Annotated in this window: 20 protein-coding genes and 1 riboswitch; of the genes, 6 read left to right on the top strand and 14 right to left on the bottom strand. The window is 66.9% G+C overall.

Features of this window, described 5'->3' with window-relative positions; all coding sequences use genetic code 11:
- Nucleotides 1-162: 162 nt before the first annotated feature.
- Both LIN44_RS13225 and LIN44_RS13220 read left to right on the top strand, forming a co-directional pair.
- Nucleotides 163-786 (top strand): DUF4136 domain-containing protein, encoded by a 624-nt coding sequence (locus LIN44_RS13225; protein ID WP_227314400.1) that lies wholly within the window; start codon nucleotides 163-165, stop codon nucleotides 784-786.
- Nucleotides 787-1,112: 326 nt separating this feature from the next.
- Complete coding sequence (locus tag LIN44_RS13220; RefSeq protein WP_227312456.1) at nucleotides 1,113-3,434, top strand: NADP-dependent malic enzyme; 2,322 nt, start codon at nucleotides 1,113-1,115, stop codon at nucleotides 3,432-3,434.
- Between the two features lie 105 nt (nucleotides 3,435-3,539).
- Here the strand turns inward: LIN44_RS13220 and LIN44_RS13215 are convergent, their stop codons facing one another.
- The 6 genes from LIN44_RS13215 to LIN44_RS13190 form a co-directional block, all read right to left on the bottom strand.
- Entirely contained in the window at nucleotides 3,540-3,785 is a 246-nt protein-coding gene (locus LIN44_RS13215; protein WP_012352285.1) for a hypothetical protein, read from the bottom strand.
- Nucleotides 3,786-4,018: 233 nt separating this feature from the next.
- Nucleotides 4,019-5,086, bottom strand: coding sequence for a porin (locus LIN44_RS13210; protein ID WP_227312455.1), 1,068 nt, complete (start codon nucleotides 5,084-5,086; stop codon nucleotides 4,019-4,021).
- Nucleotides 5,087-5,267: 181 nt separating this feature from the next.
- Nucleotides 5,268-5,786, bottom strand: coding sequence for a 2-oxo-4-hydroxy-4-carboxy-5-ureidoimidazoline decarboxylase (gene uraD, locus LIN44_RS13205; protein WP_092308361.1), 519 nt, complete (start codon nucleotides 5,784-5,786; stop codon nucleotides 5,268-5,270).
- Nucleotides 5,783-6,733 (bottom strand): allantoinase PuuE, encoded by a 951-nt coding sequence (gene puuE, locus LIN44_RS13200; RefSeq protein WP_227312454.1) that lies wholly within the window; start codon nucleotides 6,731-6,733, stop codon nucleotides 5,783-5,785. The genes uraD and puuE overlap by 4 nt, the downstream gene beginning before the upstream one ends.
- Before the next feature lie 156 nt (nucleotides 6,734-6,889).
- Nucleotides 6,890-8,296, bottom strand: a complete 1,407-nt coding sequence (locus tag LIN44_RS13195; protein WP_227312453.1) for a nucleobase:cation symporter-2 family protein — start codon at nucleotides 8,294-8,296, stop codon at nucleotides 6,890-6,892.
- Nucleotides 8,297-8,465: 169 nt separating this feature from the next.
- Nucleotides 8,466-9,242, bottom strand: coding sequence for a GntR family transcriptional regulator (locus tag LIN44_RS13190; protein ID WP_227312452.1), 777 nt, complete (start codon nucleotides 9,240-9,242; stop codon nucleotides 8,466-8,468).
- A 299-nt stretch (nucleotides 9,243-9,541) separates the two neighbouring features.
- Here LIN44_RS13190 and uraH point away from each other — a divergent pair, with 299 nt between their 5' ends.
- Together uraH and LIN44_RS13180 are read left to right on the top strand one after the other, a co-directional pair.
- A complete protein-coding gene (uraH, locus tag LIN44_RS13185) occupies nucleotides 9,542-9,895 on the top strand; it encodes a hydroxyisourate hydrolase (RefSeq protein WP_012352291.1) in 354 nt (117 codons plus the stop codon).
- Between the two features lie 32 nt (nucleotides 9,896-9,927).
- Entirely contained in the window at nucleotides 9,928-11,133 is a 1,206-nt protein-coding gene (locus LIN44_RS13180) for a urate hydroxylase PuuD (protein WP_227312451.1), read from the top strand.
- A 1,221-nt stretch (nucleotides 11,134-12,354) separates the two neighbouring features.
- On the opposite strand, the gene LIN44_RS13175 is transcribed toward LIN44_RS13180, so the two are convergent.
- The 7 genes from LIN44_RS13175 to xdhA all read right to left on the bottom strand — a co-directional run bounded on the left by LIN44_RS13175 (nucleotide 12,355) and on the right by xdhA (nucleotide 22,149).
- Nucleotides 12,355-12,930, bottom strand: a complete 576-nt coding sequence (locus LIN44_RS13175) for a TMEM165/GDT1 family protein (RefSeq protein ID WP_227312450.1) — start codon at nucleotides 12,928-12,930, stop codon at nucleotides 12,355-12,357.
- A 28-nt stretch (nucleotides 12,931-12,958) separates the two neighbouring features.
- A riboswitch (yybP-ykoY riboswitch) is annotated at nucleotides 12,959-13,193 on the bottom strand.
- A gap of 49 nt (nucleotides 13,194-13,242) precedes the next feature.
- Complete coding sequence (locus LIN44_RS13170) at nucleotides 13,243-14,406, bottom strand: fatty acid desaturase (RefSeq protein WP_227312449.1); 1,164 nt, start codon at nucleotides 14,404-14,406, stop codon at nucleotides 13,243-13,245.
- A gap of 189 nt (nucleotides 14,407-14,595) precedes the next feature.
- Complete coding sequence (guaD, locus tag LIN44_RS13165; RefSeq protein WP_227312448.1) at nucleotides 14,596-15,918, bottom strand: guanine deaminase; 1,323 nt, start codon at nucleotides 15,916-15,918, stop codon at nucleotides 14,596-14,598.
- A gap of 76 nt (nucleotides 15,919-15,994) precedes the next feature.
- Entirely contained in the window at nucleotides 15,995-17,050 is a 1,056-nt protein-coding gene (locus LIN44_RS13160) for an adenosine deaminase (protein WP_227312447.1), read from the bottom strand.
- A 55-nt stretch (nucleotides 17,051-17,105) separates the two neighbouring features.
- Complete coding sequence (xdhC, locus tag LIN44_RS13155) at nucleotides 17,106-18,095, bottom strand: xanthine dehydrogenase accessory protein XdhC (RefSeq protein WP_227312446.1); 990 nt, start codon at nucleotides 18,093-18,095, stop codon at nucleotides 17,106-17,108.
- A 164-nt stretch (nucleotides 18,096-18,259) separates the two neighbouring features.
- On the bottom strand, nucleotides 18,260-20,620 hold the full coding sequence (xdhB, locus tag LIN44_RS13150; protein ID WP_227312445.1) for a xanthine dehydrogenase molybdopterin binding subunit: 2,361 nt from the start codon (nucleotides 20,618-20,620) through the stop codon (nucleotides 18,260-18,262).
- A gap of 26 nt (nucleotides 20,621-20,646) precedes the next feature.
- Nucleotides 20,647-22,149: a xanthine dehydrogenase small subunit gene (gene xdhA, locus LIN44_RS13145; protein WP_227312444.1), complete on the bottom strand. Its 1,503-nt coding sequence runs from the start codon at nucleotides 22,147-22,149 to the stop codon at nucleotides 20,647-20,649.
- Nucleotides 22,150-22,378: 229 nt separating this feature from the next.
- On the opposite strand from xdhA, the gene LIN44_RS13140 reads away from it, so the two are divergent.
- Nucleotides 22,379-23,326 carry a LysR substrate-binding domain-containing protein gene (locus tag LIN44_RS13140; RefSeq protein ID WP_010809162.1) on the top strand — a complete coding sequence of 316 codons (948 nt, stop codon included), beginning with the start codon at nucleotides 22,379-22,381 and terminating at the stop codon, nucleotides 23,324-23,326.
- A gap of 31 nt (nucleotides 23,327-23,357) precedes the next feature.
- Here the strand turns inward: LIN44_RS13140 and LIN44_RS13135 are convergent, their stop codons facing one another.
- Nucleotides 23,358-24,179, bottom strand: coding sequence for a substrate-binding domain-containing protein (locus LIN44_RS13135; RefSeq protein WP_227312443.1), 822 nt, complete (start codon nucleotides 24,177-24,179; stop codon nucleotides 23,358-23,360).
- Between the two features lie 144 nt (nucleotides 24,180-24,323).
- Here LIN44_RS13135 and LIN44_RS13130 point away from each other — a divergent pair, with 144 nt between their 5' ends.
- Entirely contained in the window at nucleotides 24,324-25,421 is a 1,098-nt protein-coding gene (locus LIN44_RS13130; RefSeq protein WP_227312442.1) for a substrate-binding domain-containing protein, read from the top strand.
- Nucleotides 25,422-25,458: the final 37 nt, after the last annotated feature.

Genomic DNA, 25,458 nt, shown 5'->3' with positions numbered 1-25,458 from the left:
CAAGCCGCCGCGGGGAATTCCGCGCCCTCGGCGTGGTCTCAGAGACACGCAGGGTTTCAGTAGACAGAAGAGCGAGGTAGCACTATGTGGCAGCGCGCAGGCGGTGTCGGCAATGACGGGGCAGCGGGCCGGTGGCCGGGGCTGCGCAGGATATGGGGCGCGCTGGCGCTGCTGGCGGGACTGCTGCTGACGGGGTGCGCCAGCACCGTGACCACCGATGTCACGGCGTTCCGCCAGCCCGGCTGGCAAAACGACGCGCCGCGCACCTACAGCTTCGAGCGCAGCGCCGAGCAGGCGGCCCAGCTCGACCGGCAGACCTATGAACAGTGGCTGGCGGCGGCGCTGGCGGGCGTCGGCTTCGAGCAGGTGCCGGCGCGGCAGGCACGCTATCTCGTCAGCATGGACTATGACTCCGCGCCGGGGCTGGTGCGCGTGGCCGAGACGGTCTACCCGGACCCGTGGTACGGCCCCTGGGGACCTTACTGGGGGCCTGGCTACTACCGGCCGTGGGGCCCCTGGGGGCCATGGGGCCCGTGGGGCCCGGGCTACTGGCCGCCGCAGACGGTGGTGCGCGACGTGCCGGTGACGTTCTCGAGCCTGCGGGTGTATTTCAAGGACGCGGCCAGCGGCAAGCGGGTCTGGCAGGTCACCGCGCAGAACCAGACCGAGAACGGCAGCCTGCCGGCGATGATGCCGTACCTGATCCGCAGCGCCTTCACTGACTTCCCGTCCGACAGCGGCCGTCCGCGCCGGGTGACGCTGGAGGTGGAAAAGCAAGCCAAGTAGGCGGCCCGCAACCCCGCCGCGCTGGCCGGTCGACGCAATGCGTGCGGATGCATGCAGGAGCATGCTTCTGCACCAGCATTGCATACCCAATGGTAAAAGCTGTTTAACGGGAAGATTCCGCCCAAATGCGGCCTGCAGCGGCGCCGCGGTGGTACTTTGCGCGGGCGCGTGGGCTAGAATACCTGCTCGATTTTTCCGGCCTGGCTGCCGGAGTCGTCAGTTTCGCTGCCAGAGCTTGTCCTTCGCTGCCGGCTTGTCGCTTGAGCCGGGTCGAACCATGGCGGGAGAGGGGCGCTTCCGGTCCGGGCCATTTTCCGGACGAGCCAATGAGCAGCAAGAACGGCGGTGATGCACCGCAACATGCCCCGAACAGTCCTGAAGCGCAGCTGCGCCTCGCCGCGCTGGAATACCACCGCAGCCCGACCAAGGGCAAGATCCAGGTCACCGCGACCAAGGCGCTGTCCAACCAGCGCGACCTGTCGCTGGCCTATTCGCCCGGCGTAGCGTACGCCTGCGAGGAGATCGCCAAGGATCCCGCCACCGCCGCCGAGTACACCTCGCGCGCCAACCTGGTGGCCGTGGTCACCAACGGCACCGCCGTGCTGGGCCTGGGCGACATCGGCCCGCTGGCCGGCAAGCCGGTGATGGAGGGCAAGGGCTGCCTGTTCAAGAAGTTCGCCGGCATCGACGTGTTCGACATCGAGCTCGACGCGCGCGACCCCGACCAGATCGTCGAGATCGTCGCCGCGCTGGAACCCACGCTCGGCGGCGTCAATCTTGAAGACATCAAGGCGCCGGAATGCTTCTACATCGAGCAGAAGCTGCGCGAGCGCATGAACATTCCCGTGTTCCATGACGACCAGCATGGCACTGCGATCATCTCGGCGGCGGCGCTGCTGAACGGCCTGAAGGTGGTCGGCAAGGACATCGCCAAGGTGAAGATGGCCGTGTCGGGGGCCGGCGCTGCCGCGATCGCCTGCCTCGACACCATGGTCAGCCTGGGCGTGAAGCGCGAGAACATCTCGGTGGTCGATTCCAAGGGCGTGATCTATGTCGGCCGCGACGCCAACATGGAAGCCAACAAGGCCCGCTACGCGCAGGACACCTCGGCGCGCACGCTGGCCGACATCGTCAACGGCGCCGACGTCTTCCTGGGTTGCTCGACCGCCGGCGTGCTGACCGGCGAGATGGTCAAGACCATGGCCGACAAGCCCATCATCCTGGCGCTGGCCAACCCCGAGCCCGAGATCCGCCCGGAAGTGGCCAAGGCCGCGCGTCCGGACTGCATCATCGCCACCGGCCGTTCGGACTACCCGAACCAGGTCAACAACGTGCTGTGCTTCCCGTACATCTTCCGCGGCGCGCTCGATTGCGGCGCCACCAAGATCACGGAAGCGATGAAGCTGGCCTGCGTCAAGGCCATCGCCGAGCTGGCCGAGGCCGAGCTGAACGATGCCGTGGCCGCCGCCTACGGTGGCCGCGAGCTGAAGTTCGGCCCCGACTACATCATCCCGACGCCGTTCGACCAGCGCCTGATCGAGAAGATCGCCCCTGCGGTGGCCAAGGCGGCCGAAGAGTCCGGCGTGGCCACGCGCCCGATCAAGGACCTGGAGGCGTATCGCCAGCAGCTTTCCACCTACGTCTACCACACCGGCCTGATCATGAAGCCGGTGTTCTCGGCCGCCAAGGCCGCGCCCAAGCGCGTGGCCTATGCCGAGGGCGAGGAAGAGCGCGTGCTGCGCGCGGTGCAGTCGGTGGTCGACGAAGGCCTGGCCCGTCCGATCCTGATCGGCCGTCCGCACGTGATCCAGATGCGCATCGACAAGGCCGGCCTGCGCCTGAAGCCGGGCGTCGACTTCGAGCTGATCAACCCCGAGGACGATCCGCGCTACCGCGCCTACCACGAGGCCTACCACGCGCTGCGCGGCCGCGACGGCGTGACCCCGGACATGGCCAAGGTGGCGCTGCGCCGCTCCAACACGCTGATCGGCACCATGCTGATGCATATGGGCGACGCCGACGCGCTGCTGTGCGGCACGGTGGGCCGCTTCGAGGCCCACCTCGAGCATGTGCGCGACGTGATCGGCCTGGCGCCGGGCGCGCATGTGTTCGCGGCGATGAACGCGCTGATGCTGGAGAAGTACACGCTGTTCATCACCGACACCTTCGTCAACGACGACCCCAGCGCCGAACAGCTGGCGGCCATCACCCAGCTGGCCGCGGAAGAGATCGCGCGCTTCGGCCTGCAGCCGAAGGTGGCGCTGATGTCGCACTCGATGTTCGGCTCGTCGACGCGCCCGTCGGCGCGCAAGATGCGCGAGGCCGCGCAGATCCTCGCGCGCGAGGCGCCGCACCTGGAGGTCGAAGGCGAGATGCAGGGCGATGCCGCGCTGGTCGAGGACGTGCGCCGCCACTTCCTGCCGTCGACCAAGCTGGCCGGCAGCGCCAACCTGCTGGTGATGCCGACGCTCGACGCCGCCAACATTGCCTTCAACCTGCTCAAGATCACGGGCGGGCAGGGCGTGACCGTGGGCCCGATCCTGCTGGGCGCGGCCAAGCCGGTGCATATCCTGAACCCGCAGGCCACCACGCGCCGGATCGTCAACATGACGGCGGTCGCCGTGGCCGAGTGCAACGCGGTGCGCTGATTCGCCGCCGCCTGGCTTCTGCCATGCAAAAGGCCGGGTCGATGACCCGGCCTTTTGTTTGTTGCCCCGCCGCATTCGCGCGGCCAGGGGCGGTGGGCATGGTGCTTATTGCAGCACGTTGTACTGCTCGCGCATGACTACGATGATCGATTTTGCCGCTGCGAGCTGGTGGCCCAGGTTGTCGACGGACTCCTGCGGGAAATCGACCTCGGCGCTCCAGTTGCAACCGGTATGGTCAGGCTGGTGCATTCGCACCGCGTGCAGCTCGCACTCGCCGCACTCGGGGTTGTTGTCGAGGCACTGGTTCAGGATGGCCATCAGTTCAGACCGGGTCTTCGCGTATCGCCGCATGTGTCACCTCGCTGTCATTGGTTTTTGAGGCCTGGAACACCAATCTAGGAAGCGCGCCGGGGCCAATCCAATTGAATCCGCCTATGGAGCGCCAGTTTCTCATCCGCCGCTGGCGTGGCGCAGCGCAGCATGCCGACGGTGCGCCGGTGGCGCGCGATGCGCTTGGCGGGCCATGAAAAAAGCCCGCCGAAAGGCGGGCTCCAGTGCTGCCGGTGACGCGCTCGCTCAGTGCATCAGAACTTGTGGCGCACGCCGACGCCGAAGGTGTCGCCGTGCTCGATGCCGGTGATCTTGTCGTAGTAGTAGGCGGCGTACACGTCGGTGCGCTTGGACAGGTTGTAGTCGTAGGCGACGGCAAAGGTATTGCGCTTGAAGTCGCCCAGCGAGTTGTCGACCTTGCCGTAGGCGTACGAAGCCAGCAGGTTGCCGGCGCCGATCGGCACCGAAGCGCCGAACTGGCCGTCGATGTGCTTGATGTCGCCCGACGGCGCGGTGGTGGCGCGGGTCTTGATGTACTGGCCCTGCGCGAACAGCTTGACCACCTTGAAGTCATAGGACAGGCCGATCTGCGCGGCGTCCTGGCGCGACAGGCCGATGTCGGACAAGTCGGTCGGCACGTTGTTGAAGCGCACCTGCTGGTAGGCCACGGTCGCGGCGAACGGGCCGTTGAAGTACAGCACGTTGCCGCCGAACTTCTGCTTGCCCGCGGCACCCGGCTGCTCGCCGAAGCCGTAGATGAAGTTGGCGGTCAGGCCGCCGAAGTTCGGCGTGCTGTACACCACGGAGTTGTTCCAGCCCGAATCGCCGATGATGCCCGGATCGACGACGGCACCGCTGCTTGCGCCGAAATAGGTGTGGAAGATGGTCGGCGAGAACACGTACGAGTCGACCAGCGGGTTGAACAGGATGGTCGAGATGAAGTACGGGGTGGTGTTGCGGCCCAGCTTGATGGTGCCGGCCTTGTCGTTCTGCAGGCCGACATAGGCGTTGCGGCTGAACATCGAATCGCCTTCGAAGCGGCCGCTGCGGCCGGCGTCGGTGCGGAAGAAGCCGTTCAGGTCGAAGATGGCCTTGGTGCCGCCGCCGAGGTCTTCGGTGCCCTTGATGCCCCAGTAAGACGTCTGCATGCCGCCCGAATTGGCCACCCAGGCGCGCTCGCCCGAGCCCGGGCTCTTCACGCCGCCGACGAACATGTCAGCCTGGCCGTACAGCGTGACGCTGGACTGGGCCATGGCCGCGCCGGAAAAAAGGGTAGCCGCTACCGCCGCCAGCTTGAGCGCCGGCTTGTACTGCTTCTGCATTGTTAGACCTCCGTGGTTTTGATCCTGCTTGGAACGTTGTGTACTGGGTCCCTGACGGGTTCTTGTCATGTCTTTGCGCTTTTATTCGTGCCGCCTGGCCGAGGCTCGGTGTGGTGTTGCATGGGAGGCCGGCGGCATCGGGGTACAGCGTTTTTTTGTTATACAGGTGACGCTTTTTTGCTCAGGCGGATACTAAGTCGTCGAGACGGAACTGTGCAATGCGATGGATCTGGTTGATGCAAGTTTGCAACTCTTGCTGCGGCGTGTTTTCAATGCGGCGCGCGAACTCGGCGATGATGCCGTGGCGGTCGTAGCCGCGCACCGCCAGGATGAACGGAAAGCCGAACTTCTGGTTGTACGCCGCGTTGAGCGACTGCAGGCGATCGAATTCCTCAGGCGTGCACTGGTTCAGGCCGGCGCCGCTCTGTTCGCGCGTGGATTCGGCAGTCAGCTCGCCGCGCACCGCGGCCTTGCCGGCCAGCTCCGGGTGGGCACGCACCAGCTTGAGCTGGGCCGCTTCGCCGGCTTCATCGACCGCCTGGCGCAGCGCCTGCGCCAGCGCGGCGCCGTCGGCGAAGGGCCGTTGCGCGGCGGCGGTCTCGGCAAACCAGGGCGAGTGTTCGTAGATGCCGCCCAGCACCTGCACGAATTCCGCGACCGGCATGGTGTTGAGTTGGGCGATGGTGTAGGTCTGGCTCATGCTTGGTTCCGGGGAGTGTAGGGGTGGGTTGCGGCCCAGTGCCGGGCGATATCGACACGGCGGCAGATCCACACCTTGTCGTGCCCCTGCACGTAGTCGAGGAAACGCTGCAGCGCGCGGAAGCGGCCGGGGCGGCCGAGCAGGCGGCAGTGCATGCCGACCGACAGCATCTTGGGGCTGTCCTGGCCGCCGGGGTCGCCTTCCGCGTACAGCACGTCGAACGCATCCTTCAGGTACTGGAAGAACTGTTCGCCGGTATTGAAGCCCTGCGGCGTGGCGAAGCGCATGTCGTTCGAGTCCAGCGTGTACGGCACCACCAGGTGCGGCTTCTTCTCGCCGCCGGTGACTTCGACCTCGGTCCAGAACGGCAGGTCGTCGCCGTAATAGTCCGAGTCATAGAGGAAGCCGCCGTGCTCGACCACCAGCCGGCGCGTGTTGGGGCTGTCGCGGCCGGTGTACCAGCCCAGCGGCAGCTCGCCGGTCAGCTCCTTGATGATCTGCATGCCGATGCGCATGTGCTCGCGCTCGGTGGCTTCGTCGATGTTCTGGTAGTGGATCCAGCGCCAGCCGTGGCAGGCGATCTCGTGGCCGAGTTCGACGAAGGCGCGCGTCAGTTCCGGATGGCGCTGCAGCGCCATCGACACGCCGAAGATGGTCAGCGGCAGGCCGCGCTGTTCGAACTCGCGCAGGATGCGCCAGACGCCGGCGCGCGAGCCGTATTCGTAGATGCCCTCCATGCTCATGTGGCGGTCGGGGTAGGCCGCGGCGCCGACGATCTCGGAGAGGAACTGCTCGGACGCGGCGTCGCCGTGCAGCACGCAGTTTTCGCCGCCTTCTTCATAGTTGAGGACGAACTGCAGCGCCACGCGCGCGCCGCCCGGCCAGCGGGCGTGCGGCGGGCGGGCGCCATAACCGATGAGATCGCGTGGATAGTTATCGTTGGTCATGTGTCGTTGCTTGCTTCAGGAAAACCACCCGGCACCGCCGTCCCGCCGCAGGCGCCGACCGTCATGCAATCAACATGCCAGTCGTGCCCGGCGGCGGCGCCGGTCTGCTTCAGGGCCGGATGCTTGCGGACCGGCCCCGCGTTGCCGGTACTTCGATTACTCGGTGCCGTGCGAGTTGGCCGCGGCGTTGCGCATGGCCTCTTCGCGCGACTGGATGCCGTTGTAGAACAGGTTCAGCGTCACGGCGACGATCGTGCCGAGCACGATGCCGCTGTGGGTGAACGGGCTGGTCCACTTGGGCAGGTACTGGAAGAACGTCGGCGCCAGCGTCGGGATCATGCCGAAGCCGATCGAGATGGCGACGATAAACAGGTTGTGGCGGTTGCGGTTGAAATCGCACGAGCCCAGGATGCGGATGCCGGTGGCAGCGACCATGCCGAACATCACGATGCCGGCGCCGCCCAGCACGAACTGCGGCACCGAGGCGACCACGTGCGCCATCTTGGGGAACAGGCCGAAGGCGATCAGGATGATGCCGCCGGCCGCGGCGACGTAGCGCGAGCGCACGCCGGTCACCGTCACCAGGCCCACGTTCTGCGAGAACGAGGTGTAGGGGAAGGTGTTGAAGATGCCGCCGATCACCGTGCCCAGGCCATCTGCGCGCAGGCCGCGGGTCAGGTCTTCGTTGCTCAGCTTCTTGCCGGTGATGTCCGACAGCGCCAGGAACATGCCGGTCGACTCCACCAGCGTGATCAGCATGACGATGCACATCGACAGGATCGCGGTCACTTCGAAGGTCGGCATGCCGAAGTGCAGCGGCGTGATGACGGCGACGAAGCTGGCTTCATCGAGGCCTTCGAACGACACCTTGCCCAGCGCCATCGCCACCAGCGTGCCGGCGATAATGCCCAGCAGCACCGCGCAGTTGGCCACCAGGCCGCGGCCGTACTTGGTCAGCAGCAGGATGATGACCAGCGTCAGGCCCGCGATGCCGAGGTTGGCCAGGTCGCCATAGGCGAGGTTGGGCACTTCCTTGGCGACGCCGTCGATGACCGCGCGCGTAGTGGGCTGGCCGCCGGCCGACCAGTTGATGGCGACGCGCATCAGCGACACGCCGATCAGCGTGATCACCGTGCCGGTCACCACCGGCGGAAACAGGCCGAGCATGCGTCCCATCATCGGCGAGATCAGGATGCCGAAGATCCCTGACGCAATCACCGCGCCGTAGATGCCGAGCAGGCCGACGTTGGGATCGGTGCCGATGGCGATCATCGGCGCCACCGAGGCGAAGGTCACGCCCATCATCACCGGCAGGCGGATGCCGAATTTCCAGAAGCCGATGGCCTGGATCAGCGTGGCCAGGCCGGCGGCGAACAGGTCGGCGTTGATCAGGAACGCCAGCTGGTCCTTGGGCAGCTTGAGCGCGCCACCGACGATCAGTGGCACGGCAACCGTGCCGGCGTACATCACCAGAACGTGCTGCAACCCGAGCGCGAGCAGGCGCCCGGAAGGCAAACGCTCGTTGGTGAGGTCCGTCGGGACCGTGGTGCTTGCGGAATTCATTGGTGCGTCTCCTCTCCTTTGGTTTGATGGGAACGCCACGTCCGTGCCGGCAGTTTGGATAGATTGTTATGGGCCCGCCGTCGCCGCGCTCTCGTTTGCACTGCCTGGGCGCGGTACTGGCGACGGGCCTGCTGCCTTCTTCTTGCGGGGGCGTGACGGGAACACCGTGCTAGGTGGAGCGGCCTAGTACGCTGCGAAGATCGAAGCTGCCCGGTTCGTCCGGCTGCACGCGGTCGGCGCAGGCGCCGAGGTGGTGCGCCATGCGCGACTGGGCCAGTGCGGCATTGCCCTGTTCCAGGGCGTCGAGGATCTCTTCGTGCTCGTCGAACGAGCAGGCGTTGTTGCCCGGCGCTTCCACGCTGGCGATCATCAGCGTGGTGCGCGACACCAGGCGGCGCATCATGTTGACCAGCAGCGCATTGCCCGACAGTTCGGCCAGCGCGGTGTGGAATTCGGCGGACAGGCGGATCCACTTCGGGCGGTCGTGCGTCAGGAAGGCCTGGCGCTCATTGGCCACCATCTGGCGCAGCGGCGCGATCACGGCCTTGACGTCGGGCATGCCGGCCAGCTTTTCCAGCACCGCGCGCTCCAGCATCTGGCGCAGCTCGAACATGTCGTGCGCTTCGTCGGTGGACGGGCTGGCGATAAAGGCGCCGCGGTTGGGCTCGAGGTCGACCATGCCGTCCGCGGCCAGGTGCGACAGCACCTTGCGCACGGTGTGGCGCGCGGTGGCATAGATCTCGCAAAGCGAATGCTCGGTGAGCTTGGTGCGCGGCGGCAGCCGGTGCTCCATGATCGCGTCGTAGATCTCGTGGTACATGCGCTCTTCGACCGAGCCCTTGCGCGCGGGCTTGGCGGGCTTGCCCGGGATCTCGGTCGGCTCGCCGGCTTCGGCGTGGGCCTTGGATTCGGCGTTGGCGGCAATCAGCTTCAGGCTCTTGGACATCGTGGCACCAGCAGGTCGGGCAGGGCACCGTGAATCCTGGACATCAGGCTACGGTGATCCAAAAATTGTTGACAATTATTTGGTTGCGGCCCCAATATTGTCAACAAAACCAACTCAGGTTTTCGACAACTCAGGGTAATCCCTGAATTGCCAACGGGGAAGTGCAGGCGCATTGTCGCCACGCACCAACCCAGCGCCGGGATGCGTTACCAGACGTACCGAGCGGGCACCATTCCCACACATGGTGCTAGTGAAGGCAGCGGCGCCCCTCACAACCCAATCGCAAAAGGACAAATACGATGGGACGCTTGACCACCCATGTTCTCGACACTGCTGCGGGCACGCCCGGGCAGGGCATGTCGATTACTCTCCATAAAATTGTCGACAATCGTCGCGAAACCCTCAAGACCGTGGTCACCAACCACGACGGCCGCTGCGACCAGCCGCTGCTGGAGGGCGCCGACCTTGCCGCGGGCGTGTACGAACTGGAATTCGCCGCCGGCGACTATTTCCGCGCCCAGGGCGTGAAGCTGCCCGAACCGGCCTTCCTGGACGTGGTGCCGCTGCGCTTCGGCATTGCCGACGTCAACGCGCACTACCACGTGCCCCTCCTGGTTTCGCCCTGGTCGTACTCGACCTACCGCGGCAGCTGAAGCGGTGGCATAGGGAAAACAGGAGACAAGACATGGAAGGCTATATCCTCGACTGGGCCAATATGCTGCTGCGGTGGGTGCACGTCATCACCGCCATCGCATGGATCGGCTCTTCGTTCTATTTCGTGTGGCTGGACAACAGCCTGACCAAGCCCACCGCGCCGGACCTGAAGGAAAAGGGTGTCGACGGCGAGCTGTGGGCCGTGCACGGCGGCGGCTTCTACAACCCGCAGAAGTACCTGACCGCGCCCAAGTCGCTGCCGGAGAACCTGCACTGGTTCTACTGGGAGTCGTATTCGACCTGGATGAGCGGCTTTGCGCTGCTGGTGGTGCTGTACCTGTTCAACGCCAGCACGTTCCTGATCGACAAGAACGTGTTCGACATGTCGCCCGGCGCGGCGGTCGGCTTCGCGGTGTCGTACCTGCTGATCGGCTGGATCGTTTATGACAGCATCTGCCGCCTGTTCAACAAGAACGACCGCCTGGTCGGCATCCTGGTCGCGATCTACATCGCGGCGGCGGCCTACGTTGCGTGCCATATCTTCTCGGGCCGCGCGGCGTTTCTGCTGACCGGCGCGATGATCGCGACGATCATGAGCGCCAACGTGCTGGCGTGGATCATCCCGGGCCAGCGCAAGGTGGTCGCGGCGCTGAAGGCCGGCCAGCCGGTCGACCCGATCCACGGCAAGCGCGGCAAGCAGCGCAGCGTGCACAACACCTACTTCACGCTGCCGGTGCTGTTCGCGATGCTGTCGAACCACTACAGCATGACCTACGCCCACAAGTACAACTGGGTGGTGCTGATCCTGATCATGCTGTCGGGCGTGCTGATCCGCCAGTTCTTCATCCTGAAGCACAAGGGCAAGATCAACGTGCTGTGGCCCGCCGCCGGCGTTGCCGCGCTGGGCGTGGTGGCGGTGATGATCGCGCCGCAACCGCGTCCGGCCGTGGCCAAGGCCGAAGGCGAGGCCGCTGCGGCCGTCAGCTTTGCCAAGGTGCAGGAAGTGATGAACGCGCGCTGCGTGCAGTGCCACGCCGAGCAGCCGAAGATGATGCCGACCGCGGCCAAGGGCATCAAGCTCGAGACGCCCGAGGACATCAAGGCGCATGCCCAGCTGATCTACCAGCAGGCGGTGCAGCAGAAGGCGATGCCGCTGGGCAACGTGACGCAGATCACCGACGACGAACGGGCCCTGCTGGGGCAGTGGTTTGAAGGCGGTGCCAAGACGACGAATTGATCGTGGCTTGAGTTGAAAAGCATTGGGGCCGGCGCTTGCTCTTGCAGGGTCGGCCCGCGAAATCCGAGCATCGGTGATCGACGGTCCGGAGGGTTGAGTAGTTGGCAACCGTTTTTACCGGACCGGCGAGGGTTTGGACGGGGCCTATGTGTCCCGTTTTTTTTATTGGTGTTTTTTGTTTGGCTGGTCGCTATTGGTGACATGCTGTCGGCTGTTGAACCGCTTGGTTCCGCCCTCCTGGGCGGGTCACTTTTTGGCCGAGCGCCAAAAAGTAACCAAAAAGCGCGTTTTCTGCCCTGCGGGCGGCATGTCTTATCGTAGTGTGCCTGGGCGTTTTCGTACGGGGCTTTGCTTCCTCACATAGCTAGACTGCCTGCCGCAGGGGTGCACTACGGTGGCAGGGGCGTTGGAGTGGTGTTTGAACGAGCCCAGAGCGGACAGTGGCAGCCTGCTGCGGGCCTTATCGTAGGAACGCCTTCGGCTGCGCTGCGCGCCGGCAGTATCGTAGGTCAGGGGCTCTGGCTCGGACCGCCTCGCTGCGCTCGCTTGGCGCTGCAGGTCGGTGACCCGGCTCGGCAATCTGCGGGCGGCGGTATCGCGGGGACGCCTGCGGCCTGCGCAGGCTGTTGCCGACGGGCTTTCAGCGTGTGCACGCAGCGCAGCCAAATGGTTGTGCGATTTCGCTCGCCAGCCAAGCCCATCGCCCGTCAGCGCCAAGCGAGCGTAGCGACGTCGGGGCGTGCATGGGTTCGGACGCTGGACTTCGTCGATGCGCCGGCCCTCTCCCCCGCCCCTCTCCCGCAAGCGGGAGAGGGGAGAAAACCAGTGGCAATGGGCACGTTCGGTAGTCAAGCGAGTGCAGCGATGCGTTCCGTGCCAGTGCCCTTGGCCTGCGATGCTGCCGGCGCGCGGCGCAGCCGTAGGCGTTCCTACGACAGGGCCGGCAGCAGGGGCCACTCCGCGCTCTGGGCTCGTTCAACCAACACTTCAACGCCCCTGCCACCGTGGTGCACCCCTGCGGCAGGCAGTCCAGCTTTGTGAGGAAGCGTAGCCCCGTACGAGAACCCAGCGCACACTACGATAAGACATGCCGCCCGCAGGGCAGTAAACGCGCTTTTTGGTTACTTTTTGTCGCTCGGACAAAAAGTGACCCGCCCAGCAGGGCGGAACCAAGCGGTTCAACAGCCGACAGCATGTCACCAAAAGCGACCACCAACCAAATCACCCCCCAACCTTCACCAACACCAACCCCCCCAACACCAGAAAAATCCCCGCCGCAATCTTGTGCACCAGCCCGATCGGCATCTTGTTGGCAAACCTGTCGCCCAGCAAGACAGCCGGCGCATTGGCGATCATCATGCCGAAGGTCGTGCCCATGACCACCGCCAGCACGGCATCACTGAAGCGCGCCGCCAGCGCCACCGTGGCAATCTGGGTCTTGTCCCCCATCTCGGCAAAGAAGAAGGCGACCAGCGTGGTGCCGAGGATGCCGATAAAGCCCTTGACGGGCCGCGCCTGCTCGGCGTCGTCGAGCTTGTCGGGGATCAGCATCCATGCGGCCATCGCGATAAAGCCGAGGCCCAGGATCCAGCGCAGCAGGCTCTCGCCGACCACGTGCGTGATCCAGCCGCCGAGCGCGCCGGCAAAGCCGTGGTTGAACAGCGTGGCGATCAGGATGCCGAGGATGATGGGCACCGGCTTGCGGTAGCGCGCGGCCAGTACCAGCGACAGCAATTGCGTCTTGTCGCCCATTTCTGCGAGGGCGACGATGCCTGTGGAGACGAGGAAGGCTTCCATATTGGTCTTGTGGGGTAACCGGGCCGCAATGCATCGCGAGATGCCAATGACGCAACCCTTTCCCGGCCCGGCCAGAAAGGGATGGTCATCGGTCTCGCCAGGCAGGGACGCTGCCTGGGCCAGCAGGCCAGGCGGGTCCGGAGCTGCGCACGCCATAACCGCAAGCGGTCAAGTCTGTTGACGTACGCCCCTGTCCCCCGGAGTCCGCATAGCGCGGCGCGGTGAGAGCAGGGCGGCTACTCCCCAATGGAAGCGGCGATTATAACCGCGGCGGCGGTGGATCGTCCACCACCGCCGCGGTCGGCACCGCGATCAGGCCGGTACCGGCGCGTTGTCGCTGGTCTGGCGGCCGCGGAAATCGGTCCAGCACAGCGCCTTGAAGTCGTAGAGCTTGCAGCGGCGCGCGGTGTCGAAATACCAGCGCCACGAGAAGTTCTCGATGATGATGCGGCCCGGCAGCGCGTGTTCCAGCAGTGCCTGCGCGCGCTTGAGGCGATACAGCGGCACGCTCATGTCGACGTGGTGCGCGGTGTGTTCCATGATGTGGTGCAGCGCCGCGCCGATGCCGTGGCGGAAGCGCAGGTGCACGGTGGTCGAGACGAACGGCTGGGCCCGGGCCCACATCGTCTTGGTGTCGTACCAGGCGACACTGGTGTGGGTGTGGTGCACGTACAGCACGAAGCCGACGGTGACGTTCCACACCAGGAAGGGCAGCACGAAGCCGGCGCCGATCAGCATCCACACGGACTGCTGCGTGGCCAGCGCCAGCGCCGCCAGCGCGCCGATCCATGCCAGCCCGAACGCGGCCACCAGCACGCAGTCGCCGGTAAAGATCGGACGGCGCGTGGCCATCTGGCGCTTGTTGGGGAAGAACAGCTTGCACCACCAGATCTCGACCAGGTAATACAGCCCCGGCCCGAAGCCGGTGCGGTAGATGCGCTCCATCACGCGGCGCCAGCGCGGCAACGCGTTGAATTCTTCGAGCGAATAGGGCGCCCAGACGAAGTCGAAGCCCTTCAGGTTGGTGTAGCCATGGTGGACCACGTTGTGGCCGACTTCCCACAGGCTGTACGGCGTCAGCGACGGCAGGAAGGTCAGCCGGCCCAGCCACTTGTTCAGGCCGCGGCGCGGGGTCAGGCTCTGGTGGCAGGCGTCGTGGCCGATGATAAACAGGCGTGCGATCACCAGCCCCGCCAGCACGCCCAGCGCCAGCTTGGCGGCCCAGTGCGGCGCCAGCACCACGCCGGCCAGCACGGCGCCGAACAGCAGGTAATCGAAGGCGAACAGCATCAGCGCGCGCGGCGTGCTGCGCTGGCCGAGCGGGATCAGCCAGCCGCGGATGATCTTGCGCGAGGGCAGCGGCGCATCCGCTGCGATCGGTTCAGGCAGGGGCGCGTCATGCGGGGCCTGGGGGCGCGCGCGGGCCGGCGGGGCGGCATGCGCGGCGGGGGAATCTGCGGTGTGAGAGGCGGTCATGCAGAACCTTCTGATTGCGGTCGATGGGTATGGGTGCGCGGCAAGACAGACGGGCCGCGGCGGAACCGCAAGGTTAGAAGGCTTTGTCGAGGGCAGTCTTGACGGTCGTCAAGCCGGTGGGATGGCGGAAGCGGTAAGGGAAGTGCCCGCCGCAGCGCGGCGGGCAACGGGGTGAAGGCGTGTGGCGGATCAGACGGCCGGGACGCTTGCCGCCTCGCCCATCACGTAGACGCTGTCGATGACGCGGTCGTCGCCCAGCATGGCAAAGGCGAACAGCTCTTCTTCCAGCGTTTCCGAGCGGTTGCTGCGACGTGCGATCAGCGGCGTGGCCTTCGGATCGAGCACGATGAAGTCGGCCTCGCAGCCTTCGCTGAAGCTGCCGACGCGGCCGGTCCAGCCCAGCGCCTCCGCCGCGGCGCGGGTAGCCAGGTAGAACATGCGCAGCGCGGTCAGGTAGTAGCCGCCCATGCGCGCCACCTTGTGTGCGGCGTTCATGGTGCGCAACATCGAGAACGAGGTGCCGCCGCCCACGTCGGTGGCCAGCGTCACGTTCAGGCGGTTGGCATCGGACTGGTGGAAGTCATAGAAGCCGCTGCCCAGGAACAGGTTGGAAGTCGGGCAGTGCGCCACCGCGGCGCCGCTGTCGGCCAGCCGGCGGCGGTCGTCCTGGTCCAGGTAGATGGCGTGGCCGTACATTGCGCCCGGGCGCAGCAGGCCGTAGCGGTCGTAGACGTCGAGGTAGCTGCGCGCGTCCGGGAACAGCTCGGCCACCCATTTGACCTCGTCGCGGTTCTCCGCCACGTGGGTCTGGATAAAGGCGTCCGGATAGGCGCGCGCCAGCTCGCCGCAGGCGGCCAGCTGCGCCTCGGTCGAGGTCGGGGCGAAGCGCGGCGTGATCGCGTACGACAGGCGTCCCTTGTTATGCCAGCGCGACAGCAGGTCGGCCGAATCCCGGGCGCCGCTTTCGGCGGTGTCGCGCAGGAATTCGGGACAGTTGCGGTCCATCATCACCTTGCCGGTGACCATGCGCAGGTTGCGCGCCTCGCTTTCGGCGAAGAGCGCGTCGGCCGAGGCCTTGTGCACCGTGCTCCAGACCACCGCGCTGGTGGTGCCGTTGCGCAGCAGTTCCTCGGTGAAGAAGCCGGCCACGCCGCGCGCGTAGTCGGGATCGGCGAAGCGGCGCTCTTCGGGGAAGGTGTAGGTGTCGAGCCAGTGCAGCAGGCCCGGCGACGGCGACGCGATCATATCGGTCTGCGGGAAGTGCACGTGGGTGTCGATAAAGCCGGGCACGATCAGCTTGCCGCGGTGGTCGACGACCTCGGCGCCGGCCGGGATGCGCGCCGCCAGCTGCGCGTAGTCGCCGGCGGCGGCGATGCGCCCGTCGGTGACGATCAGCACCCCGTCGTCCCAATACTGATACGCGTCCTCATGGAATTGCGGGTCGCGCAGGAAATGCAGCACGCGGCCGCGAATGGCACGGGTACGGGAGTCAGTGGTGGGGTGGGTCGTCATGGTTTGTCTCTCGTGGCCGGCCCGCGCGGCACCGCGTGGTGCGAGCAGCAGGCCGGGTTATTGGCGTGCGCCGTGCTCAGGCCGCGGGGGCCGTCGCGGGCGGGGACTTGGGCGGGGCGGACCAGAAGTGGTCGACTTCCGCCAGGAACTCGGCCTTCTGCATGGCAGGCAGGAAGGCCGCTTCAAAACTGTTGCGGGCGAGCTTGTGCGCGTCGGCCGCGTCCAGCGGCAGCGCGTCGAAGGTGGCTTCCCAGTTCGCATTCATATAACCGCCGAAGTAGGCCGGGTCGTCCGAATGCAGGGTGATCGCCACGCCCGCATCGAGCATGCGCTTGAGCGGGTGGTCGCGCAGGTCGGGGTAGACCTTGAGCTTGACGTTCGACAGCGGGCACACCGTCAGCGCCACGCGCTCGCGCGCCAGGCGCTCGACCAGCGCGGGATCGTCGATGGCGCGCACGCCGTGGTCGATGCGCTCGGCCTTCAGGAGGTCGAGCGCATCGGTCACATACTGCGCCGGGCCTTCCTCGCCCGCGTGGGCCACCAGGTGCAGGCCGAGCTCGCGCGCCCGGGCGAACACGCGCGCGAATTTCTCGGGCGGGTTGCCTTTTTCCGACGAATCGAGCCCGACGCCGACGAAGCGGTCGCGGTAGGGCAGCGCCGCTTCCAGCGTGGCGAACGCGTCTTCCTCCGACAGATGGCGCAGGAAGCACAGGATCAGGCTGCTCGAGAAGTCGTACTCGGTGCGGGCCTGGGCCAGCGCATCGGCAATGCCGTCGATCACCACGCCGATCGGCACGCCGCGCGCGGTGTGGGTCTGCGGATCGAAGAAGATCTCGGCGTGGCGGACGTTGTCGGCGACGGCGCGCTTGACGTAGTCCATGGTCATGTCGAAGAAATCTTCCTCGGTCAGCAGCACGCTGGCGCCGGCGTAGTAGATGTCCAGGAACGACTGCAGGTCGGTGAAGGCGTAGGCGGCGCGCAGCGCGTCGACGCTGGGGTAGGGCAGCGCCACCTGGTTGCGCTGCGCCAGCCGGAAGATCAGTTCCGGCTCGAGCGTGCCTTCGATATGCACATGCAGTTCGGCCTTGGGGGTGCGGCGGATCTGTTCCGCGAGCGCGGCATCGATGGTCATGGGGGCCTCGTTTCTGGGCTTTTCTGTGCCGGCCGGCAATGCCGGCGGCACGGGTTCAGGGATGCACCGCCTCCGTGCGGCCCGCACGCAGCGCGGCAAGGCGCTGTTCGCGGACCTGGAGCAGCTGGGCGACGATGGCAACCGCAATCATAGCCGGAGCCTTGTCGGTGATCCCGGGAACCCCCATGGGGCATGTCATTTCCGCAAACCGGGCCGGGTCGATGCCGTGCTCGGCCATGCGGTGTTCAAAGCGCGCGCGCTTGGTCTTGGAGCCGATCAGGCCGAAGTAGGCGAAATCGGTGCGCTTGAGGATTTCCTCGCACAGGGTCTGGTCGAGCGCATGGCTGTGCGTCATCACCAGGAAGTAGCTGCCCGCCGGCGCCTGCGCGACCACGGCCTCGGGCGTGTCGCTGGCCTCGGCCTCGACATTGTCGGGCAGGCCGCCGGGGAACAGCGTGTCGCGCTCGTCGACCCAGTGCACGCGGCACGGCAGCGTGGCCAGCACCTTGACCAGCGCATGGCCGACATGGCCGGCGCCGAACAGCACCACATGCATGGTGTCGGGCACCAGCGTGTCGGTCCAGCTGCCGTCGGGCTGCAGGTCCACGCCGGGGAGCACGGCGCGGCTGTCGGCAAACGTGACCGCGCCGTGCGCTGGAACGTGCCGCTGCAGCGAGCAGTGGGCCGCGAACTTCCGCTCCACGGCATCCAGCCACGCCAGGTCGGCTTCGCCAAGCACCTCGAACGCCAGCTGCACCACGCCGCCACAGCACTGTCCCAGCGCCGGACCCAGGGGAATGCGCTCGATCCGGCGTGGCTCGCCGCGCACCAGCATCTCGCGGGCGATATCCATGCCGCGCCACTCCAGGTGACCACCGCCGATGGTGCCGACCAGGTCGTCGGCGCTGACCAGCATGCGGATGCCGGCCTCGCGCGGCGCCGAGCCCTTGACCTCGACGATGGTGACCATCGCCACCGGCACGCCGGCGCGCACCATGCGGGCGGCGTCGGCGAAGCGGAAGGGTTTGAGCGGTGCGTCCTGCATGGTCGGGGCCTCGGGAGATGCGGGGGTTGACTGGTGTTGCTGTGGCGCTAATGGTGGTGCCGGTGGTGGCGCGCACCTGCTTCTGCCACCGGCCCCTCGCCTGTCAACGCAGTCGAGGGGGGAAAGTCCGGGGCGCCCGCAGGCGCGCGCTTCCTTGCCACCGTTCAGGCTGCCTGCGCAGCCCCTTGCGCCGCCGCCGCGCGCACGGCCTCGACGGCGTCGAGGATGGCCTCGCTGGTGGCCGGGGCCTTCAGCGGCGGGTTGATGCGGTAGTCGCCCAGCGCGGCCACGGCGTCGCGGATCGCGAAGAACACCGAGAACGGCAGCAGCAGCGGCGGCTCGCCGACGGCCTTGGAGCGGTGGATGCTGTCCTCGACATTGCGGTTCTGGAACAGGCGCACGTTGAAGGCTTCCGGGCAGTCATTGACCGTCGGGATCTTGTACGTCGACGGCGCGTGCGTCATCAGCTTGCCGTCCTTGTTCCACCACAGTTCTTCAGTGGTCAGCCAGCCCATGCCCTGGATGAATGCGCCTTCGACCTGGCCGATATCGATCGCCGGGTTCAGCGAGCGGCCGGCGTCGTGCAGCGCGTCGGCGCGCAGCAGCTTCCATTCGCCGGTGAGGGTGTCGACCAGCACCTCGGAGCACGCGGCGCCGTAGGCGAAGTAGTAGAACGGGCGGCCCTGCAGCGTCTTCTGGTCCCAGTGCAGCTTGGGCGTGGTGTAGAAGCCGTCGGACCACAGCTGCACGCGCGCCACGTAGGCTTCGCGCGCCAGCTCGCCGAACGACAGGCGCAGTTCGCCGGCGCTGACCAGGTCATCGTTGAAGCGCACTTCCGACGGTTCCACGCCGGCCTTGCGCGCGGCAAACGCGGCCAGGCGCTCGCGGATCTGGCGGGCGGCGTCCTGCGCCGCCTTGCCGTTCAGGTCGGCGCCGGTCGAGGCCGCGGTGGCCGAGGTGTTGGCCACCTTGCTGGTATCGGTCGCGGTCACGCGCACGCGTTCCATGCGGATGCCGAGCTCGTGCGCCACCACCATCGCCACCTTGGTGTTCAGGCCCTGGCCCATTTCGGTGCCGCCATGGTTCACCAGCACCGAGCCGTCGTTGTAGACGTGCACCAGCGCGCCGGCCTGGTTGAAGTGGGCCACGTTGAACGAGATGCCGAACTTCACCGGGGTGATGGCGATGCCCTTCTTCAGCACCGGGCTGGTGGCATTGAACGCGCGCGTGGCCTCGCGGCGGGCGCGGTATTCGCTGCTGGCCACCAGCTCGTCGATCAGCTCGTGGATGACGTTGTCTTCGACGGTCTGGCCGTAGGGGGTGACGTTGTTCTCGCACTTGCCGTAGAAGTTGGCGCGGCGCACGTCGAGCGAATCCTTGCCGACCGTGCGGGCGATGTTGTCGAGGATGTACTCGACCGCGAACGCGCCCTGCGGGCCGCCGAAGCCGCGGAAAGCGGTATTGCTCTGCGTGTTGGTCTTGCCGCAGTAGCCGTCGATCTGCACGTTCGGCAGCCAGTAGGCGTTGTCGAAGTGGCAGATGGCGCGGGTCATCACCGGGCCCGACAGGTCGGCCGAGAAGCCGGCGCGCGACACCATCTGCACCTTCACGCCTTCGATATGGCCTTCGTCGTCATGGCCGACGCTGTAGTCGAACACGAAGTCATGGCGCTTGCCGGTGATCATCATGTCGTCGTCGCGGTCCGGGCGCAGCTTGACCGGGCACATCAGCTTCCACGCCGCCAGCGCGGCGCAGCAGGCAAACAGCGCCGACTGCGATTCCTTGCCGCCGAAGCCGCCGCCCATGCGGCGGCATTCGACCAGCACCTGGTGCGCATGCCAGCCCAGCATGTGCGCGACCGCGTGCTGCATTTCGGTCGGGTGCTGGGTCGAGCACCACACGTGCATGCCGTCATTCTCGCGCGGCGCGGCGTACGAGATCTGGCCTTCGAGGTAGAACTGCTCCTGGCCGCCCAGGTGGATCGTGCCGCTGTCCTGGTGGGTCGCGCCGGCAATGCGCGCGGCGGGCTCGCCGCGCGTCAGGTGCATCGGCGGCAGCACATAGCTGCCGGCCTCGTGCGCGGCCTGCGGCGACAGCACCGGCGGCAGGTCTTCATAGTCGATCACGCCGAGGCGGGCGGCGCGGCGGGCGGCGTCATGCGAGGTCGCCACGACGATAAAGACCGGCTGGCCGACGAACTGCACCACGTCGCGCGCCAGGATCGGGTCGTCATGGATGATCGGGCCGCAGTCATTGGTGCCGGGGATGTCGTCCACCGTCAGCACGTCGACCACCCCCGGCGCGGCGCGTACCTTGTCGAGCGAGATGGAGCGGATGCGCGCGTGCGCGCGGGCGCTCATGCCGAGCGCGGCGTGCAGCGTGCCGGCCAGCTCGGGGATGTCGTCGGTGTAGGTGGCGGTGCCGGCCACGTGCAGGTGGGCGGATTCGTGCGGGCGCGAGATGCCGACCTGCGGAACCTGTTCGGCGGCGGCGTCGAGCAGGAAGGGTTCGGTTTGCTTGTTCATGCCGATTTCGTTCCTTGTTCTCCGGCTCAGGCCGTGGCGGTTGCGTTGATGCCGGCGCCGGGGGCGCGGACATTGACGGCTGCGGCGGGCAGCGCGTCGGCATTGGTTTCCAGCCAGAACCGGTACAGCAGGTTGGCGGCGCCGCGGCTGCGGTACGACGCGGTCGCGCGCATGTCGGTGAGCGGCGTGTAGTCCTGGGCCAGCGCGGCCATGCCGGCGCGCGCGGTGGCTTCGTTCCACGGCTGGCCGGTCAGCGCCGCCTCGGTGGCGGCGGCGCGCTTGGGCGTCGCGGCCATGCCGCCGAAGGCGACGCGGGCCTGCGTGACGATGCCGTCCTGCACGGTGATGCCGAAGGCGGCGCACACCGCGGAAATATCCTCGTCAAAGCGTTTGGACAGCTTGTAGGTGCGGAAGTGCTGCGGGCCGGCCACCGGCACGCGCAGCGCGGCGACGAATTCACCAGGCTGCATCGCCGTCTTCTGGTACGCCAGGTACAGGTCTTCCAGCGGCAGCGTGCGGCGCGTCTCGCCGTGCTGCAGCACCACCTCCGTGCCCAGCGCGATCAGCGCCGGCATCGAATCGCCGATGGGCGAGCCGTTGGCGATATTGCCGCCCAGCGTGCCGGCATTGCGGATCGGCAGCGAGGCAAAGCGCTTCCACAGTTCTTCCAGCTCCGGATGCGCGGCGTTGAGCGCGGCGTAGGCCTTTTCCAGCGTGACCGCGGCGCCGATCTCGATCATGCCGTCGCGTTGTTCGATCTGGTTCAGGTCTTCCACCTGGCCGACGTAGAGCAGGTTGCCCAGCTCGCGGAACTGCTTGGTGACCCACAGGCCCACGTCGGTGCTGCCGGCCAGGATGCGGATCTCGGGCTGTGCCGCCTTGATCGCGCCGAACTCGGCCGCGGTGCGCGGGGCGAAGAATTCCTGGCCCTGCGCGCGGTAGCGGAAGGTTTTGCCGCGCTTCAGGTTGCGCAGCGTGTCGGCGATCTGGCGCGGGTTGAGCTTGTCCGCGCTGGGGGCGGGCAGGGCCATCATGCGTTCGCCGGCGTCGATGATCGGGCGGTAGCCGGTGCAGCGGCACAGGTTGCCGGTGAGCGCATCGCAGATGGTCTGGCGCGAGGGCGCCTCGCCGCCCGGCGTGTGCTGCTGGTACAGCGCCCACAGCGACATCACGAAGCCGGGGGTGCAGAAGCCGCACTGCGAGCCGTGGCACTCGACCATGGCTTCCTGCACGGGGTGCAGGTTGCCGTCGGCCTGGCGCAGGTCCTCGACCGTGATCAGGGCCTTGCCGTCGAGCGTGGGCAGGAACTGGATGCAGGCGTTGACTGCCTTGAATTCGACGTCGCCGCCGTCCTGCAGCTCGCCGATGACGACGGTGCAGGCGCCGCAGTCGCCTTCGGCGCAGCCTTCCTTGGTGCCGGTGCAGCGTGCGTCTTCACGCAGGTACTGCAGCACGGTGCGGGTAATGGGGGCGTCGGATACTTCCTTGACCTGGCCGCGATGGAAAAAGCGGATGGTTTGCGTCTCCATGGTCTTCTCTCTCTTGGTGATGGCGGAAACATAGCACCCAGGCCTTTCCAGCAATATTCGGCCCAGGTGATATGCCCCATCAGCGGGCACCGCGGACATGCGCCGCCGCACCGGGCGGCGCCCCTCGGGGGAGGGTGATTTGACCGATTGTGGGGTGCCTGTCATACACTATGCGCCGTTCCCATCCCCCACGCCACCCATCCGGCCCCGCCGGAGGGCCGCCATCGCCATGCACGGACGCGACCATCTCGATACCTATTTGCTGCGGGTGCTCCATACCCTGCTCACCGAGCAGAGCGTGACCCGCACCGCCGTGCGTCTGGGCCAGTCGCAGCCCGCCATCAGCAATACCCTGAAGCGCCTGCGCGAGATCACCGGCGACGCCATTTTGGTGCGGGGCAAAAACGGCATGGTGCCCACCGAGCGCGGCCGCGAACTGCTGGCGCTGGCCGAGCAGAGCCTGGCGGCGATGGACCGCATCGCGCGCCCGCCGCAGCAGTTCGACCCGGCCACCACCACGCGCACCTTCCACCTCGGCGCCCCCGACTACCTGGACGCCTTCTTCCTGCCCAATATCGTCGAGCGCGTGCGCCGGCTGGCGCCGGGCGCCAAGCTGTTCGTGCATCCGATGACGTCGTCGTCGGACTTCCTCGACGACCTCGAGCAAGGGCAGCTCGATATCGTGGTCGGCAACTGGCTGTCGCCGCCCGAGCACCTGCATATCTCGCCGCTGTTCGACGACGAGGTGGTGTGCATGCTGGGCGCCCAGCACCCGCTGGCGCGCAAGGGCCTGACGCTCAAGCATTACCTGGAAATGCCGCACCTGGCGCCCGCGCCCTATGCATCGATGCAGCGCAGCATGATCGACCAGGCGCTTGCCGAGCAGGGCTACAAGCGCAATATCCAGGTCACGCTGCCGTATTTCGGACTGGTGCCGTATGTGCTGATGAAGACCGACATGGTCTTCACCACCGGCCGGCAATTTGCCGCGCACTACGCGCAATACCTGCCGATCCGCATGGTGCCGTCGCCGGTGTCGTTCCCGCGCATGCGCTTCTACCAGCTGTGGCACGAACGCTGCCATGCCGCGCCGGACGTGATGTGGATCCGGCGCATGATTGCGGAGGTGGCAGCGGATCTGCCGCAGTTGCCGCGGCTGGAGGCGGAGGCGGGCTAAGGCGGGCTAAGGCGGCACGGACGCGGCCGGGCTACTTGGAGTGAGAGGTGGGAAAAAACAGCTGCTCCCCTCCCACCTTGAACCCCGCAATCGCGTCCTGTCCTTCCCGCGACGTGATCCACTCGACCAGCTTCATTGCATCCTTGTAGTTGATGCCCGGATGCCTGGCCGGGTTGACCGCGATGATGCCGTACGGATTGAACATCTTCGGGTCGCCTTCGATGGCGATCGCCAGGCCGGTTTTCGCCCGGTAGGCGCCGTAGGTGGCGCGGTCCGACAAGGTATAGGCGGGCATCTGCGCCGCCATGGTCAGCACTTCGCCCATGCCCAAGCCGGCGTTGATGTACCACGGCTGGCCCTTGGGCTGGATGCCGAGTTGCTTCCAGTAATCCCGCTCCATCACGTCGGTGCCGGAATTGTCGCCGCGCGAGATGAACTTGCTGCCGCTGGCAGCCAGCTTGCGCAAGCCCGCCAGCACATCCTTGCCGCCTTTAATGCCAGCCGGGTCGCTGGCGGGCCCGACCACGATGAAATCGTTGTACATCACGTCGCGCCGGTTCACGCCGTAGCCGGCGGCGACGAAGGCGTCTTCGAGCTTGCGCGCGTGCACCAGCAGCACGTCGACGTCGCCCATCTCGCCCATCTTCATGGCCTTGCCCGAGCCCACCGCGATCACCTTCACGGTGACGCCCGAGCTTTTTTCGAAACGCGGCAGCAGGTGCTTGAGCAGGCCCGAGTTCTCGGTGCTGGTGGTGGTGGCCAGCCTGATCGCGCCGGCATGCGCCGCCGGCAGCAGGGCGATGCTGAGTAGCGATCCGGCGAGGCGGCGCAAGGCCTGGGCGCGGCGGGACATATCGGATCTCCTCGATATTATGTTTTTGTCGACATAATTGATTTTGCCATGGGATCTCAGTGAGAATGCGGCAAAACAACATAAGAATGGGGTATTCATTGTGGTGCAGCCGAGATCGGCAAGTAAATATGTAGCGGAGAACCTATGACCTTCCGCTTCGACCTGTTTCCGGTGGTGGCCCCCGACGACAATCCGCGCGCCAATGCCAAGGTGTTCCAGCTGCTCAAGGCCGTGCGCGAAACCGGATCGCTGCACCGCGCCGCGCGCGAGATCGGGCTGTCGTACCGCCACGCCTGGGGCGTGATGCGCTCGTGGGAAGAGATGCTCGGGCGCAGCATGCTGGATATGGAGCGCGGGCGCGGCGCCTCGCTGACACGCTTCGGCGAGCGCCTGCTGCGCGCCGAGCTGCGCCTGCGCGAGTCGATCGAACCGGCGGTGCAGCGGGCCATGGCCGAGTTCATCGCGGACCTGGACGATGCCCAGCAGCCGCAGTCGTGCGTGCATTTCACCGGCAGCCATGATCCGGCGGTGGAGGTGCTGGCCGCCGCGCTGGGCGCGGCCAGGAGCCCGCTGCAGCTGGACACGGTGTTCTGCGGCAGCGTCGAGGGGCTGATCTGCCTGCAGGAGCGCCAGTCGGAGCTGGCCGGGTTCTATGTCTCGCCGGTGCAGACCGCGGGCTCGGTCGCGCATGTGACCTTGCGCAAGTGGCTGCGGCCGGGCGCGGTGCGGCTGCTGCGGCTGGCGTGGCGCGAGCAGGGGCTGATCCTGGCGCCGGAGCTGGCGCGCGAGGTGCACGACCTGCGCGGCCTGGCGCGCAGCCAGGCGCGCTTCGTCAACCGGCAGCGCAGTTCGGGCACGCGCATGCTGTTCGACCAGCTGCTGGCCGCCGAGGGCTTGTATCCGGACCAGATCGCAGGCTACGACGAAACCGAGTTCAGCAACGAAAAAGTGGCGGAAGCCGTGCATGGCGGCCGGGCCCAGGCCGGGTTCGGGCTGCGCATGAACGCCGAGGCCCATGGGCTGGCGTTCGTGCCGCTCACGCGCGAGGCCTACTACCTGGCGCTGCGCAAGAACGACCAGACCGCCGGGTGGATGGCCGGGCTGCTGGCTTTGCTGGCCGATCCCGCATTTGCCCGGCGCATCGAGGCGCTGCCCGGCTACACCATGGCCGAGCCGGCCGGCATCCTGACGCCGCAAGAGGCGTTGCCCTGGTTCGGAGTGGACGGCAAGGAAGACAGCTGAGGGCCTGGCTTGCCCCGACCGCACGCGGCCGGGCGCA

It is taken from the genome of Cupriavidus sp. MP-37 (assembly GCF_020618415.1).
Classification (GTDB): domain Bacteria; phylum Pseudomonadota; class Gammaproteobacteria; order Burkholderiales; family Burkholderiaceae; genus Cupriavidus.
The sequence above is the reverse complement of the archived record's forward strand: the minus strand, read 5'-3'. Positions and strand labels throughout refer to the sequence as shown.

Coding starts and splice junctions, on each gene's coding strand:
- LIN44_RS13220 (WP_227312456.1), top strand. CDS start 1,113: ATGAGCAGCAAGAACGGCGGTGATGCACCGCAACATGCCCCGAACAGT.
- LIN44_RS13215 (WP_012352285.1), bottom strand. CDS start 3,785: ATGCGGCGATACGCGAAGACCCGGTCTGAACTGATGGCCATCCTGAAC.
- LIN44_RS13210 (WP_227312455.1), bottom strand. CDS start 5,086: ATGCAGAAGCAGTACAAGCCGGCGCTCAAGCTGGCGGCGGTAGCGGCT.
- uraD (WP_092308361.1), bottom strand. CDS start 5,786: ATGAGCCAGACCTACACCATCGCCCAACTCAACACCATGCCGGTCGCG.
- puuE (WP_227312454.1), bottom strand. CDS start 6,733: ATGACCAACGATAACTATCCACGCGATCTCATCGGTTATGGCGCCCGC.
- LIN44_RS13195 (WP_227312453.1), bottom strand. CDS start 8,296: ATGAATTCCGCAAGCACCACGGTCCCGACGGACCTCACCAACGAGCGT.
- LIN44_RS13190 (WP_227312452.1), bottom strand. CDS start 9,242: ATGTCCAAGAGCCTGAAGCTGATTGCCGCCAACGCCGAATCCAAGGCC.
- uraH (WP_012352291.1), top strand. CDS start 9,542: ATGGGACGCTTGACCACCCATGTTCTCGACACTGCTGCGGGCACGCCC.
- LIN44_RS13180 (WP_227312451.1), top strand. CDS start 9,928: ATGGAAGGCTATATCCTCGACTGGGCCAATATGCTGCTGCGGTGGGTG.
- LIN44_RS13175 (WP_227312450.1), bottom strand. CDS start 12,930: ATGGAAGCCTTCCTCGTCTCCACAGGCATCGTCGCCCTCGCAGAAATG.
- LIN44_RS13170 (WP_227312449.1), bottom strand. CDS start 14,406: ATGACCGCCTCTCACACCGCAGATTCCCCCGCCGCGCATGCCGCCCCG.
- guaD (WP_227312448.1), bottom strand. CDS start 15,918: ATGACGACCCACCCCACCACTGACTCCCGTACCCGTGCCATTCGCGGC.
- LIN44_RS13160 (WP_227312447.1), bottom strand. CDS start 17,050: ATGACCATCGATGCCGCGCTCGCGGAACAGATCCGCCGCACCCCCAAG.
- xdhC (WP_227312446.1), bottom strand. CDS start 18,095: ATGCAGGACGCACCGCTCAAACCCTTCCGCTTCGCCGACGCCGCCCGC.
- xdhB (WP_227312445.1), bottom strand. CDS start 20,620: ATGAACAAGCAAACCGAACCCTTCCTGCTCGACGCCGCCGCCGAACAG.
- xdhA (WP_227312444.1), bottom strand. CDS start 22,149: ATGGAGACGCAAACCATCCGCTTTTTCCATCGCGGCCAGGTCAAGGAA.
- LIN44_RS13140 (WP_010809162.1), top strand. CDS start 22,379: ATGCACGGACGCGACCATCTCGATACCTATTTGCTGCGGGTGCTCCAT.
- LIN44_RS13135 (WP_227312443.1), bottom strand. CDS start 24,179: ATGTCCCGCCGCGCCCAGGCCTTGCGCCGCCTCGCCGGATCGCTACTC.
- LIN44_RS13130 (WP_227312442.1), top strand. CDS start 24,324: ATGACCTTCCGCTTCGACCTGTTTCCGGTGGTGGCCCCCGACGACAAT.